Source organism: Halomonas aquatica (genome assembly GCF_040196335.1).
In the GTDB taxonomy this organism is placed as follows: Bacteria; Pseudomonadota; Gammaproteobacteria; order Pseudomonadales; family Halomonadaceae; genus Halomonas; species Halomonas aquatica.
Window position 1 is genome coordinate 173,557 of record NZ_JBEGCJ010000004.1, and the last position, 13,129, is coordinate 186,685.

Annotated in this window: 11 protein-coding genes; 8 read left to right on the forward strand and 3 right to left on the reverse strand. The window is 65.3% G+C overall.

The window, feature by feature from the left end:
* Positions 1-814 precede the first annotated feature (814 nt).
* A complete protein-coding gene (locus ABE960_RS09795; RefSeq protein WP_349762079.1) occupies positions 815-1,939 on the forward strand; it encodes an NAD(P)/FAD-dependent oxidoreductase in 1,125 nt (374 codons plus the stop codon).
* A 247-nt stretch (positions 1,940-2,186) separates the two neighbouring features.
* Here the strand turns inward: ABE960_RS09795 and ABE960_RS09800 are convergent, their stop codons facing one another.
* Positions 2,187-3,392 carry an MFS transporter gene (locus ABE960_RS09800; protein ID WP_349762080.1) on the reverse strand — a complete coding sequence of 402 codons (1,206 nt, stop codon included), beginning with the start codon at positions 3,390-3,392 and terminating at the stop codon, positions 2,187-2,189.
* A gap of 34 nt (positions 3,393-3,426) precedes the next feature.
* Positions 3,427-4,614, reverse strand: a complete 1,188-nt coding sequence (locus ABE960_RS09805) for an MFS transporter (RefSeq protein ID WP_349762081.1) — start codon at positions 4,612-4,614, stop codon at positions 3,427-3,429.
* Between the two features lie 249 nt (positions 4,615-4,863).
* Between ABE960_RS09805 and gmk the strand changes: the two genes are divergently transcribed.
* The 5 genes from gmk to thpR all read left to right on the forward strand — a co-directional run bounded on the left by gmk (position 4,864) and on the right by thpR (position 9,100).
* A complete protein-coding gene (gene gmk, locus ABE960_RS09810) occupies positions 4,864-5,478 on the forward strand; it encodes a guanylate kinase (protein ID WP_349762082.1) in 615 nt (204 codons plus the stop codon).
* Between the two features lie 147 nt (positions 5,479-5,625).
* Complete coding sequence (gene rpoZ / locus ABE960_RS09815) at positions 5,626-5,889, forward strand: DNA-directed RNA polymerase subunit omega (protein ID WP_071943283.1); 264 nt, start codon at positions 5,626-5,628, stop codon at positions 5,887-5,889.
* A gap of 73 nt (positions 5,890-5,962) precedes the next feature.
* Positions 5,963-8,098 carry a RelA/SpoT family protein gene (locus ABE960_RS09820; RefSeq protein ID WP_349762083.1) on the forward strand — a complete coding sequence of 712 codons (2,136 nt, stop codon included), beginning with the start codon at positions 5,963-5,965 and terminating at the stop codon, positions 8,096-8,098.
* 85 nt (positions 8,099-8,183) lie between these two features.
* Positions 8,184-8,573, forward strand: a complete 390-nt coding sequence (locus ABE960_RS09825; RefSeq protein WP_349762084.1) for a RidA family protein — start codon at positions 8,184-8,186, stop codon at positions 8,571-8,573.
* Between the two features lie 11 nt (positions 8,574-8,584).
* The gene (gene thpR / locus ABE960_RS09830; protein ID WP_349762085.1) at positions 8,585-9,100 is read left to right on the forward strand and encodes an RNA 2',3'-cyclic phosphodiesterase; all 516 of its coding nucleotides are present in this window, start codon (positions 8,585-8,587) and stop codon (positions 9,098-9,100) included.
* Positions 9,101-9,116: 16 nt separating this feature from the next.
* Here thpR and ABE960_RS09835 read toward each other — a convergent pair whose 3' ends face one another.
* A complete protein-coding gene (locus ABE960_RS09835) occupies positions 9,117-9,989 on the reverse strand; it encodes an SDR family oxidoreductase (RefSeq protein ID WP_349762086.1) in 873 nt (290 codons plus the stop codon).
* A gap of 115 nt (positions 9,990-10,104) precedes the next feature.
* Here ABE960_RS09835 and ABE960_RS09840 point away from each other — a divergent pair, with 115 nt between their 5' ends.
* The gene (locus ABE960_RS09840) at positions 10,105-11,025 is read left to right on the forward strand and encodes a hydrogen peroxide-inducible genes activator (RefSeq protein WP_349762087.1); all 921 of its coding nucleotides are present in this window, start codon (positions 10,105-10,107) and stop codon (positions 11,023-11,025) included.
* On the forward strand, positions 11,022-13,115 hold the full coding sequence (gene recG, locus ABE960_RS09845; protein ID WP_349762088.1) for an ATP-dependent DNA helicase RecG: 2,094 nt from the start codon (positions 11,022-11,024) through the stop codon (positions 13,113-13,115). Before ABE960_RS09840 ends, recG begins: the two co-directional genes overlap by 4 nt.
* Positions 13,116-13,129 lie beyond the last annotated feature (14 nt).

Consider the following 13,129-nt stretch of genomic DNA (forward strand, 5'->3'; position numbering starts at 1 on the left):
GCCATCCCATCTCGGGCTCCCTCCTCCCTGGCTATCTGGAAAATTTTGTCCTTCAAACATGCCGATGAGATAGTGTCCCGAGAGAATTATTTTCAGAGCCAGGGCCAAACGGAGACCGCATGACTTCACGCCGCCTCATGCGTCGGTTAGGGAACCGCTGATCAATTCGATACTGAGCACCTTCTGCTTCTCAGCGGTGAATTTCTGGACCCCTCAGGCGGCCTATTTCCCTGGCAGCCGGGTTATCCGGCTGCCAGGCAGCTGTGGTGGGATTTGTGCAGCGTTTCCCTAAGGCGACCGAACCGAACCGAAGCGGGGTTAGGGCATTGTCTTGACGGAAAACAGGTGGGAAGGCGCCGGGGTGGAGACCATTAGCGCCTTCCCAATGCTTAACACTTTTTCGTGACGCAGTGTCCGAGCGTTTCAGCGACTCGGACAACGTTCACGGTGACCCTTTGCGCAGGTTATGGAGCACGTACCACAGGTGATGCCGTTGTTGATGGTGCCATCCTGACCGGTCCGTTTGATCAGTGTCGTATGAAGTTCGCGCATGGCAGTCATTTGCCACTCCAAAATGCTGCGAGATGCACGAACGGCAGGTCTGGTGAAGCTGCGCCGCGGCGCTTGACTACATCGGAAATGGCAGGTTTGGGCCGTGATTGACTTTGAAAGCGACCTGCGGCCTACTCTCATCACGGACGCCATGTAATTGCGTGATCAAAGCCACGCATCCACCAAACCCTTGGCCCACCATGAAATGACCGGACGGATTTCGGGTGTTTCCTCGGGGTGGTCATTTCTTGAAAGGTTAATCATGAAATCTCGAGTTCTTATTCTGGGCGCTGGCTTTGGCGGCATGGAACTGGCAACACTCTTGTCGCAGGCATTGGGCGAGGACGCCAATGTCACCGTGATCGACAAAAGAGACAGCTTTGTCTTTGGCTATTCCAGAATTGACGTGATGTTCGGCAAGACGACGCTCGACGAAGTTGGAATGCCTTACGCCTCATTCGTAAAGCCGGGCATAACCCTTGTCAGGGAAACGATCACTTCGATTGATGCCACCGCCAAACGCGTGACCACGGACGGCGGCATCTATGAGGCGGATTTTCTCGTGATCGCGCTGGGTGCGGACTACGACATGGCGGCGACGCCAGGCCTGGCCGAGCATGGTAACGAGTTTTATTCAGACGCCGGAGCGGACCGACTACGCGATGTCCTGCCAGAGTTTTCTTCAGGACCGCTGATCGTCGGCATTTGCGGTTTCCCTTACAAATGTCCTCCCGGTCCCAGCGAATGCGCTCTGACACTTCACCACTACCTGACCGAACGCGGTATACGCGAGGATTGCGACATCACCTTTGTTTCGCCGCTGTCGAGCCCTATGCCTGCCTCGGCCGAGATGGCGCAGGCGTTGATGGATTCATTCGAAGAATTCGGTATCCGCCTGTTGCGGCAGCGAACAGTCGTCAGGCTCGAACCGGGAGTGGCGGTTCTGGATGACGGGACCGAATTGCCCTTTGCCCTGTTCCTTGGCGTCCCGAAACATCAGCCGCCGCAGGTCGTTTTTGACAGCGGTCTGACCGAAGACGGCTGGGTTCCCATTGACCTGCCGACCCTGGAAACAAGTTTCCCTGGTGTCTATGCCATCGGCGATATGGCCGCGACGGGATTGCCTAAATCAGGGACATTTGCTGAAAGCGCGGCCCGATCCGTGTCGACTTCCATTCTGGCAAGAATTGCGGGCAATAAGGCCGAACGTAACACTGGCACGGGCACTTGTATCGTCGAATACGGCGATGGCCGCGTGAGCTATGCACAGCTTGATTTCTTGACAGGTCCGAAACTTGAAGCGATTTATCATCCGCCCTCAATTGCCGGCAAGAACTTCAAACAGGCTTTCGATGACACGCGGCGGGCACGTTGGTTCGGCCAATAACAGTTTGGAAGTTAGGGAACCGCTGATCAATTCGATACTGAGCACCTTTGGCACTCAGCACAGCACCTTCTGCTTCTCAGCGGTGAATTTCTGGCCCCCTCAGGCGGCCTATTTCCCTGGCAGCCGGGTTATCCGGCTGCCAGGCCAAATTCAAGGCGCACTGGCCCCATCACCTTGGCCCTCGCATCGTGTCGCCAGCACCAGGTTGGCCAGCCCGCCGCTTTAGGTCATGCAGGCCTTGAAGTCCTCACCCCCTCGCCCCGCGGCGCCTAATCCATACGAGACTCGCAAGCGAGGCGCCCGCCAGCAGCGCGACGCCGCCGGCGAAGGCCATGCCGGCGGTTGCCAGGCCGAAGGTGCTAACCGCCAGCCCGATGCCCACCACCGGAATCGACAGGGCGATGTAGGCCACTATGAAGAAGGTCGCGGCGACGCCGCCACGCTGGTTGGCGGGACTGGCCTGCAGGACGGCCCCCAGGCCTGCACGAAAGGCCATGCCCTGGCCGATGCCTGCGACCAAGGCGCCGAGCAGGAAGAGCGCCAGTGAGGCAAGCCCGATGCCGACGCCCACCAGCGAGGCGCCGAGAATCACCCCGACGCAGCCCAACGGCAGCCGCCAGGGTGCCGGGAAGCGCTCCTGGAGCAGTTGCCCGAGGGTAGAGGCGAAGAACGCGGAGCCCGCGAGCAGTCCGCCAAGCGCCAGGTTGTCATGGCCAAGCACGCCGATCATGAAAGCCGGTGCCGTGGCGGTGAAGAAGCCCAGTTGGGCGAAGCCCGCGAAGCCGGCGATTGCCGCGGGCAGGAAGATCTCGCGGACTTCCTGTGGCACCTGCAGCCGCTGTAGCCGGAGCCTCGGCCTCGCCGGCCGGGTCACGGTCTCCGGCGCCTTGAGCACCACCATCACCGCCAGTGCGGTCAGCGCCAGATGCACCCCATAGACCAGGCGCAGCGGCCAGGGAAGATATTCGACCGACAGACCGGCCAGGATCGGGCCGAGCCCCAACCCGCCCATGTTGACCGCGGTGGCCAGGAAGGCCGCCCGCCGCGGCCAGTCCGAAGGCGCCAGTTCCATCACCGCCACCGTGGCGGTCGCCGTGAAGATGCCGGCGGACACCCCCGAGATGAAGCGGCCGACCAGCAGGCTCGAGAGGCCTTCGCTGGACAGGAAGATCAGGTCGCTGATGACCACCGCCGCCAGCCCGGCCGCCAGCATCGGGCGTCGCCCGAGCTGATCCGACCAGCGCCCAGTAGCCACCAGGGCCCCCATCACCCCCAGCGCATAGACGGCGAAGATCACCGTGATGGTCAGCTGAGAGAAGTCGAAGCGTGTCTGATAGACCGGGTACAGGGGCGTGGGCAGGGTGGTGCCCATCATGGTGATCAGAAACGCAAGCGCCACCCCCAGGAAAGGCAGCGCCGATTCCGGGGAGCGGCGATCGCCGGCAGTGGTCATGGGCTCTCCTTGGATGGACAGTATCGACGATGCATCAGGCAGGCACCTGCGCCACGCGCTCCTGCGCCAGCGCAATGAGGAAGATCGACAGGCCAGCCAGCGCCATGGTCATGCCCACCAACCCGGTGGCCGACCAGCCGAGGCCCACCGTCACCGACAGCCCGCCCAGCCAGGCACCGAGGGCATTGGCGATGTTGAAGGCGGCGTGGTTAAGGGTCGCGGCCATGGTCTGGGCATCACCGGCGACATCCATCAGCCGGGTCTGCAGCACCGGCGCCAAGGCGCCACCGGTACCCACAAGACCGACGAACAGAATACCGCTCCAGACCTGATCGGCGGCAAAGTAGAAACCGAGCTGCACCAGCGAACACCAGGCAAGGATAAAGGCAACCCCGCGGATGGGATGGGCATCGGCCGCGCGGCCTCCCGCGAAGTTGCCGATGACGGCTCCCACTCCGAACACCGCCAGCACCAGCGGCCCCAATGCCTCGGGCATGCCGGCCTGATGGGTCAAGGTCGGCATCGCATAGCTGAACACGCTGAACATGCCGGCGAAGCCGACACAGGCGACGGCCAACGTGAAGAGCACCCGCGGCTTGGTCATCGCCGAGATCTCGGAGCGCAGAGATGCGCCTTCATTGGCCGGCTGCACCGGCACCCACAGCCGCACCAGCAGCGCGGTGGCAAGCGCCAGCGCCCCCACCAGCACGAAGGCGGCCTTCCAGCCCAGCAGGCCGCCGATCCAGGTGGCCAGCGGCGCCCCGGCCAGTATCGCCAGGGTCAGGCCCACCAGCACCCGGCCGACGGCGCGGCCCCGCTCGTGGGGCTCGGCGACATTGGCGGCCACCAGCGCCGCCACGCCCAGATAGACCCCGTGGGGCAGGCCGGCAAAGAAGCGCAGGGCGACAAAGCCATGGAAGGAAGGCGCCAGCAGGGTCAGCAGGTTGCTGGCGGCGAACACCACCATCAGGCCGATCAGCAGGCGACGGCGAGGAACCCGTGCGCCGATTGCCGAGATCAGCGGCGCACCGACCACCACCCCCAGGGCATAGGCGCTGATCGCCAGGCCCACGTTCTGGACCGCGATACCGTAATCATCGGCGATGCGCTGCATCAGGCCCATGATCACGAATTCGGTGGTGCCGATGGCGAAGCCCCCCAGCGCCAGGGCTTTCTCGGCCAGACGGGGATTCACAGATGGGTGGGTAGAGTCCGTTGGCATGTCACGCTCCCTGGGACAATGGCGACACTACCGCCGGGCGGTGCGAAAGGTTGGTGCGAAAAAAGGCGATGCAAAAGAAAAAGGGGCGCCATTATTCCAGAGACGAGCCCGCGATGCGCGAACCGTTCATCGAGGGGGGGCGGATGAGGGCAGGGGCAGGGGCAGCTACAGCCGCGCCATGATTCTGTGCGATACTCCGCCCCCTCCGCAGCCGACCACTCTCCGTTTCAACGTCAGGGACCACCGCTCATGGCCCAAGGTACGCTCTTCATCGTTTCCGCTCCCTCCGGCGCCGGCAAGACCAGCCTGGTGCGCGAACTGATCGAAAGCCTCGACGGCATCCAGGTCTCGGTCTCGCACACCACCCGCGCGCGCCGCGACGGCGAGGTTGACGGCGTCAACTACCACTTCGTGGATGTCCCGGCCTTCGAGGCGATGGTCGAGCAGGGTGACTTCTTCGAGTATGCCCGGGTGTTCGACAACTACTACGGCACCTCGCGCAGCGCCGTGCAGGCAATGCTCGTCGCCGGCCAGGACGTGATCCTGGAGATCGACTGGCAAGGCGCCCGCCAGGTGCGCGCGCAGCTTCCCGAGGCGGTCTCGGTGTTTATCCTGCCCCCCTCCAGGGAGGAGCTGGAGCGCCGCCTCTCCGGCCGAGGCACCGACGAGCATGCGGTGATCGCACGCCGCATGCGCGACGCGGTGGACGAAATGACCCACCACGACGAATACGACTACCTGGTGATCAACGACGACTTCACCACGGCCCTGCGCGAATTGCAGTCGCTGGTCATCTCTCGGCGTCTGACCCTCGAGCGGGTGAGCGAGCACCATGCCTCCCTGCTTGCGGCGCTAATGGCCTGACCCCCCCCCCAGCCGCAGCGCTTGTCAGGGTAGCAGGGCGTCGAGTAATCTATCCGGTCTACCTGACGGTGGAATCCCCGGGGCGCTTCTCGACGCCGTCCGGGTTTTTCCGTCGGTACTCTATTATTTCATTTCAGGAAGGCGTCCATGGCACGTGTCACCGTCGAAGATTGTCTCGAAAACGTCGAAAATCGCTTCAAGCTGGTGATGATCTCAACTCACCGTGCCCGTCAGCTGGCCCGGGGCTCCCGCGACGCCCTGTTGCCGTGGGAGAACGACAAGCCCACCGTGATGGCCCTGCGCGAGATCGCCGAAGGAAAGGTCGATGCCAGCGTGCTCGACGAGCCCATCGAGGCGGCGCCGGTGCGCGTGCGTCCTGAGTTCGAGCCGGGCAGCCACCCAGAGGAGTGATCCTGCCTTCCCGGCGCAGGAGCGCCTTTCCCTCTGGTCGTAGAGCCATCACGCAGCATTCAGGGCGCGCCGCATGTTCACCATCGATGACCTGGCCGACAGACTCGGCGGCTATCTTCCCAGGGACGAGATCCAGCAGGTCAAGCGCGCCTTCTACTATGCCGAGCAGGCCCACGACGGTCAGCGCCGTCGTTCCGGCGAGCCCTATGTGACCCACCCCCTGGCGGTCGCCAATATCCTCGCTAACATGCACATGGATCACCAGAGCCTCATGGCCGCCATGCTGCACGATGTCATCGAGGATACCGGCATCTCCAAGCAGGCCCTGGCCCAGCAGTTCGGGCAGCCCGTCGCCGAGCTGGTCGACGGCGTCTCCAAGCTGACCCAGATCACCTTCGAGGATAAGGCGGTCGCCCAGGCCGAGAACTTCCAGAAGATGGTACTGGCGATGTCTCGGGACATCCGGGTGATCATCGTCAAGCTCGCCGACCGGCTGCACAACATGCGCACCCTCGGGGCCCTGCGTCCCGAGAAGAAGCGCCGTATCGCGCGCGAGACCCTGGAGATATATGCCCGCATCGCCAGCCGGCTGGGCATCAACACCATCCGTGTCGAGCTCGAGGATCTCTCCTTCCAGGCCCTGTACCCGATGCGGGCCGAGCGCATCAAGCACGCGGTGTCCAGAGCACGGGGCCATCGCCGTTCGACGATCCGCCAGCTCCAGAACAACCTCCAGCAGAGCCTAGACGACGAGGGCCTGACGGGAACGGTGATCGGCCGCCAGAAACACCTGCTGTCGATCTATCGCAAGATGCGCGACCAGCGGAAGTCCTTCGCCGAGATCATGGATGTCTTCGGCTTTCGCATCATCACCGAGGACGTCGACAGTTGCTATCGCATCCTCGGCGTGGTGCACAACCTCTACAAGCCGGTGCCGGGACGCTTCAAGGACTACATCGCCATCCCCAAGGCCAACGGTTACCAGAGCCTGCACACCACCCTGTTCGGCCGCGGCGGCATGCCCATCGAAGTGCAGATCCGCACCCGCGAGATGGAGGCCCTGGCCAACAACGGCGTCGCCGCCCACTGGCTCTACAAGGCCGGCCAGACCGACCACCCCATCGCCCAGGGCAGCCATGCCAGAGCCCGCGCCTGGGTCAGGGGCCTGCTGGAGATGCAGCGCCACGCCGGGGATTCGCTGGAATTCATCGAACACGTCAAGAACGACCTCTTCCCCGACGACATCTACGTCTTCACACCCAAGGGCGACATCATGGAGCTGCCCCAGGGCGCCACGGTGATCGACTTCGCCTACAGCGTGCATACCGACATCGGCAACAGCTGCATCGCCTGCCGCATCGACCGCCATCTGGCCCCGCTCTCCACCCGACTCGACAGTGGCCAGACCCTGGAGATCATCACCGCTCCCGGGGCGCGGCCCAACCTGGCCTGGCTGAATTTCGTGATCACTGCCAAGGCCCGTTCGGCGATCCGCCATGCCCTCAAGCACCAGCAGCAGACCGAGGCGGTCCAACTCGGCCGTCGACTGCTGAACAAGGCACTTGCACAGTTCGAGACCAGCCTGGAAGAGCTGCCCGAAGGTGTGCTCGACAGCCTGCTCGAGGAGCACTCGCTGACCCAGGAAGTGACGCTGCTGGAGTCCATCGGGCTGGGCACCCGAGTCGCCCATGTGGTGGCTCGCCGACTGGTGGGCCTACTGCAGGGCGAACCCGGCGCGCCCACGGGGCAACCGCCGGGTGGCCAGGGGCCGATCGTGATCAACGGCGCAGAGGGCATGGTGATCAAGTTCGCGCGCTGCTGCCGACCGCTGCCCGGCGATCCGGTGATCGGCCATCTCTCGGTGGGCAAGGGCATCGTGGTGCACCGGGTCGAATGCCGCAATCTCGGTGAGTTGAATAACGACCCGGACAAGCTGTTCGTCCTGGAGTGGTCCAGCGACATCAACGAGGACTTCCCCTCGGCCCTGCGCCTGGAAATGGAGACCCGCCGCGGCCTGGTGGCAGAGCTCGCGGCCCTGGTCACCGACGCCGGCGCCAACATCGAGCGCATCGACATCGAGGAACGTGATGCTCGGCTGTCGATCGTCAATCTGATCCTCTCGGTACGCAACCGGGTACACCTGGCGCGCATCATCAAGCGCCTGCGCAACCTGTCCCATGTAGGTCGCATCAACCGTCTCAGCAATTGACCCTTCAAGGTCCCACCTGACGCCACCGCCGGCGTGTGGGTCGTGCCCTTTTTTGAATAGCAGGACGTCAACCAGGAGAACCACCATGAGCAACAAGGCTGTGATCAACACCGACCAGGCGCCCTCCGCCATCGGGCCTTACTCCCAGGCCATCAAGGCCGGCAACACCGTCTACATCTCCGGCCAGATTCCCCTGGACCCGGCCAGCATGGAGATCGTCTCCGATGACTTCGAGGCCCAGGCGCGCCAGGTCTTCGCCAACCTGAGAGCCGTCTGCGAGGAAGCCGCCGGCACCCTGCAGGACGTGGTCAAGCTCAACCTCTACCTGGTCGATCTGGACAACTTCGCCGTGGTCAACAGGGTGATGGAGGAGGTCTTCAAGGCTCCCTTTCCGGCGCGTGCCGCGGTGGGCGTGAAGGCACTGCCGAAGGGCGCACAGGTCGAGGCGGAAGCCGTGATGATCATCGGCGACTGAATCTCTCCGTCATGCGCCTATTCCTGGCCCTGGTGCCGCCACCGGCCCTGCGTCGGCGGCTCGGGGAGCTTACCGAGTGGGCCCAAGCCCGCTGCGGCGGGCGGCGCATGCCCGATGAGAGCCTGCACCTGACACTGGCCTTCCTCGGCGAGGTCGACGAGGCAGGGGTGGAAGCGCTGACGACGTGGGTGGAGGGGTTGAACGTCCCCGCAGGGGAGTGGCGCTTGGACGCCTGGGGATGCTTCTGCCATCCGGGCATCCTCTGGGTGGGCGGCCGGACACCCGACACGGCCCTGGTGAACCTCCAGGCGTCGCTGTGGCACGACCTGGAGACACTGGGATTCGGCCGCAGGCCATCACGCTTCGTCCCTCATGTGACGCTGCTGCGTCGCGCTCCGCGCCTTGAGACCCAGGGACTGCCGCCGATAGACCTGTCCTGGCCCTATGGGCGGCTGGCACTGATGCGCTCCTTCACCGAGAGCGACAGGGCCCGCTACGAGACCCTTGCCCGTTCGCCGACGACCTGATCAGGCCATCGTTCCATCAGGCCTTGGCGGGCAGGAACCCCCCCGCCTTCAGCACCTGGGCATAGCCCTCACGGAAGCTCGGGTAGCGGAAGCGATAGCCGCTCTCCAGCAGCCGTGCATTGCTGCAGCGCTTGCTGGCCCGGCGGCGCAGCGGGGACTGGATGGTTTCGGTGGCATCGACCTTGAGTTGTTTCGCCAGCCAGGCCATCACCTCATGAAGTGGCGCCGGCTCACAGTCGCTGCCGAGATAGAGCGTCTCGAGCGGCTCGCCGGCCAGCGCCAGGCCGATCAGGTGCGCGAGCGCCCCGGCACAGTCGTCCCGGTGAATCCGATTGGAATACATGACCGGGCTGGGCGGCGCGATGCGCCCCTCGCCGACCTGGCGGATCAGGCGGTCGCGGCCGGGGCCGTAGATGCCCGAGAACCGCACCACGGTGCCGGGCAGCTCATGGTCAAGCAGCGCCTGTTCGGCCTCGCACATCAGCGTCCCCGAGAAGCCGGACGGCTCGGCGGGACTCGTCTCATCGACCTCCTCGCGGTCTCGCTGGGCATAGACGCTGGTCGAGGAGACGAAGAACACGCGCCTGGGTGGCCTGTCGCGACCGGAAAACTCCTGAAGTACCGCCTTCAGGCCATCGGGATAGGCGGCGCGATAGGCCTCCTCGTCGAAGCGGTCGGCGCTGACCACATAGACCAGAATATCGGCGTCTGGCAGTTCGGTGAGGGTGGCCGGGTCGGCGAGGTCCACCGCGACGGCCTCGAGTCCGCTGCCTTCCAGGGCACGCACATTCCGGCGAGCCCCCACCACGCGGTGGCCCGCCTCGAGAAGTTCGCGACCCAGCGCCATGCCGATGTCACCGCAACCGAGAATCAGTGTCGTCGTCTTCACCTTTCCCTCACCCCCTGATAAAAAGTCCCTATTGGCATTATTCTGTCCCTTGGTATTGGGCGTGAGTGCCTGTCACCGTCACCCGCTTTGGAAGAGGATGCCTGCCGGCACCACAATGACTCTAACAGAACTCCGCTACATCGTGACACTGGCCCAGGAACGCCACTTCGGACGCGCGGCGGAGCGCTGCTTCGTCTCCCAGCCGACCCTGTCGGTGGCCGTCAAGAAGCTCGAGGAGGAGCTGGGCGTCGCGCTGTTCGAACGCTCGAAATCCACCGTGCAGGTCACCCCGATGGGGGAAAGGATCGTCGAACAGGCCCAGCGTGTGCTGGAACAGAGCAGCGTGATCAAGGAGCTCGCCACGGCCGGCCGCGACCAGCTGGCAAGCCCCCTGCGCATCGGCGCCATCTACACCATCGGGCCCTACCTGTTCCCGCACCTGATCCCGGAACTCTCCCGACAGGCGCCCCAGATGCCTCTCTATATCGAGGAGGGCTTCACCGGGAACCTGCGCCGCAAGCTGAGAAGCGGTGAGCTGGACGCCATCATCATAGCGCTGCCCTTCACCGAGACCGACGTGGTCACCAAGCCTCTCTACGAGGAGGCCTTCGAGGTGCTGCTGCCAGCCGACCACCGCTGGGCCGGGCGCGAGAGCATCGACAAGGAAGACCTGCTGGAAGAACGCCTGCTGCTGCTCGGTGAGGGGCACTGCTTCCGTGACCAGATTCTCGAGGCCTGCCCGGCCATCAGCCACCAGCTCAACAGCCCCTCCAACACGCTCACCGCCGAGGGAGGGTCGCTCGAGACCATCCGCCACATGGTGGCATCGAGGCTCGGCATCACCGTGCTGCCGCACTCCGCCATCGGCACCGGCCACTATGAGAGCGGAATGCTGATCAGCCGTCCCTTTACCTCCCCGGCTCCCTCGAGGACAGTGGCCATCGCCTGGCGCGCCAGTTTCCCCCGGCCCCGGGCCATTGATGTCGTCACCGACGCCATCGAGCGCTGCCGACAGGAAGAGCTCGCCCCGGCATGAGCGCCAATGCGACGACCCTGGACGCCCCCGTGACGGACCTCAAGGGCGTCGGCGAGGCCCTGGCCGGGAAGCTTTCCCGGCTCGGTATAGAGCGCGTCGCCGACCTGCTTTTCCACCTGCCGCTGCGCTACCAGGACCGCACCCGCATCACTCCCATCGCCACCCTGAGCGCCGGGCACGAGGCCGTCGTGGAGGGTGAGGTGGTGGCCGGCGAGGTAGTGCGCGGGCGGCGGCGCAGCCTGCTGGTTCGGCTGCGCGACGGCTCCGGCATCCTCAGCCTGCGCTTTTTCCACTTTTCCCCCGCCCAGCAGCAGCAGTTCCAGCCCGGGGCCCGAGTGCGCGCCTTCGGCGAGGCCCGCGCCGGCGCCACCGGGCTCGAGATCTACCATCCGGAATATCGCCTGCTGGGCGGTGGCGACGCCCCGGTAGAAGACCACCTGACGCCCATCTACCCGGCGACCGAGGGCCTCCACCAGACCCGCTTGCGTGCCCTGATCGACCAGGCCCTGGCGCGACTGGACGCCGACCCGGACGCCCTGCCGGACGGCATTCCCGCCGCCCTGCGTGGTCGCTTCGCGCTGCCCGAGCTTCACCACTGCCTGGATACCCTGCACCGGCCGCCGCCGGAGGCCGACGCGGAACAACTGGCCGCCGGCCGTCATCCGGCCAGGCAGCGCCTGGCCTTGGAGGAGCTGCTCGCGCATCGGCTCAGCCTTCAGGAGGTGCGCCTGCGCATCCAGGAGGACGGCGCCCCTGCGCTGCATGGTGGGCGAGGCCTGCAGGCACGCTTCCTGACTCAGCTGCCCTTCTCACTGACCGGTGCCCAGCGTCGGGTCCTCGACGAGATCGCCGCCGACCTTGCCCGGGAAGTGCCGATGCTGCGACTCGTGCAGGGTGACGTGGGCTCGGGCAAGACCGTGGTCGCCGCCATGGCGGCCCTCTCGGCCATCGCGACCGACTGCCAGGCGGCGATGATGGCCCCCACCGAGATCCTCGCCGAACAGCACTACCGCACCTTCAGCGCCTGGTTCGAGCCGCTGGGCATCGAGGTGGCCTGGCTGTCGGGCAAGCTCAAGGGCAAGGCGCGCCTGGACACCAAGGCGGCGATCAGCGACGGCAGGGCCCGCATGGTGGTGGGCACCCATGCACTCTTCCAGGGCGACGTGCACTTCCAGCGCCTGGGGCTCGCGATCATCGACGAGCAGCACCGCTTCGGCGTCCACCAGCGGCTGGCGCTGCGCGAGAAGGGCGAGGCCGGCGGCCTGACACCCCACCAGCTGGTGATGACCGCGACCCCGATCCCCCGCACCCTGGCCATGAGCGCCTATGCCGACCTGGACGTCTCGGTGATCGACGAGCTGCCCCCCGGCCGCACCCCGGTGAAGACGGTGGTGATGCCCGACGAACGCCGTCCCGAGGTGATGGCGCGCATCCGCCATGCCTGTGCCGAGGGGCGCCAGGCCTACTGGGTCTGCACCCTGATCGAGGAATCCGAGGCGCTGCAGTGCCAGGCGGCCGAGGCCACCCGGGACGAACTCGTCGAGACCCTCCCGGAACTGGCCATCGGCCTGGTCCATGGACGCATGAAGGCGAGCGACAAGGCCGCGGTGATGGCAGACTTCAAGGCCGGGGAGCTGGACCTGCTGGTCGCCACCACGGTGATCGAGGTGGGGGTCGACGTACCCAACGCCAGCCTGATGATCATCGAAAATCCCGAGCGGCTTGGGCTCTCGCAGCTTCACCAGCTGCGCGGCCGCGTGGGGCGTGGAGCGGTCGAGAGCTTCTGCGTACTGCTCTACCATCCACCGTTGTCGGCGCACTCCCGGGAACGGCTCGCCGTGATGCGCGAGACCACCGACGGCTTTCGCATCGCCGAGAAGGACCTGGAGATCCGCGGCCCCGGGGAGGTCCTGGGCACCCGCCAGACGGGGCTCGCCCAGATGAAGGTGGCCGACCTGGAACGCGACGCCGACCTGCTGGAGCGTGTTGCCCCTCTGGCCGAGGCGCTGCTGACCGACCATCCTGAGGCCAGCCGGCCGCTCATCCGCCGCTGGCTGGGAGAGCAAGCGGCTCGCTACGGGCAGGTATGAAAGCTGGAAGCTGT

Excerpts from the sequence above, each read along its gene's own strand:
- ABE960_RS09795 (WP_349762079.1), top strand. The coding sequence starts at position 815 with ATGAAATCTCGAGTTCTTATTCTGGGCGCTGGCTTTGGCGGCATGGAA.
- ABE960_RS09800 (WP_349762080.1), bottom strand. The coding sequence starts at position 3,392 with ATGACCACTGCCGGCGATCGCCGCTCCCCGGAATCGGCGCTGCCTTTC.
- ABE960_RS09805 (WP_349762081.1), bottom strand. The coding sequence starts at position 4,614 with ATGCCAACGGACTCTACCCACCCATCTGTGAATCCCCGTCTGGCCGAG.
- gmk (WP_349762082.1), top strand. The coding sequence starts at position 4,864 with ATGGCCCAAGGTACGCTCTTCATCGTTTCCGCTCCCTCCGGCGCCGGC.
- rpoZ (WP_071943283.1), top strand. The coding sequence starts at position 5,626 with ATGGCACGTGTCACCGTCGAAGATTGTCTCGAAAACGTCGAAAATCGC.
- ABE960_RS09820 (WP_349762083.1), top strand. The coding sequence starts at position 5,963 with ATGTTCACCATCGATGACCTGGCCGACAGACTCGGCGGCTATCTTCCC.
- ABE960_RS09825 (WP_349762084.1), top strand. The coding sequence starts at position 8,184 with ATGAGCAACAAGGCTGTGATCAACACCGACCAGGCGCCCTCCGCCATC.
- thpR (WP_349762085.1), top strand. The coding sequence starts at position 8,585 with ATGCGCCTATTCCTGGCCCTGGTGCCGCCACCGGCCCTGCGTCGGCGG.
- ABE960_RS09840 (WP_349762087.1), top strand. The coding sequence starts at position 10,105 with ATGACTCTAACAGAACTCCGCTACATCGTGACACTGGCCCAGGAACGC.
- recG (WP_349762088.1), top strand. The coding sequence starts at position 11,022 with ATGAGCGCCAATGCGACGACCCTGGACGCCCCCGTGACGGACCTCAAG.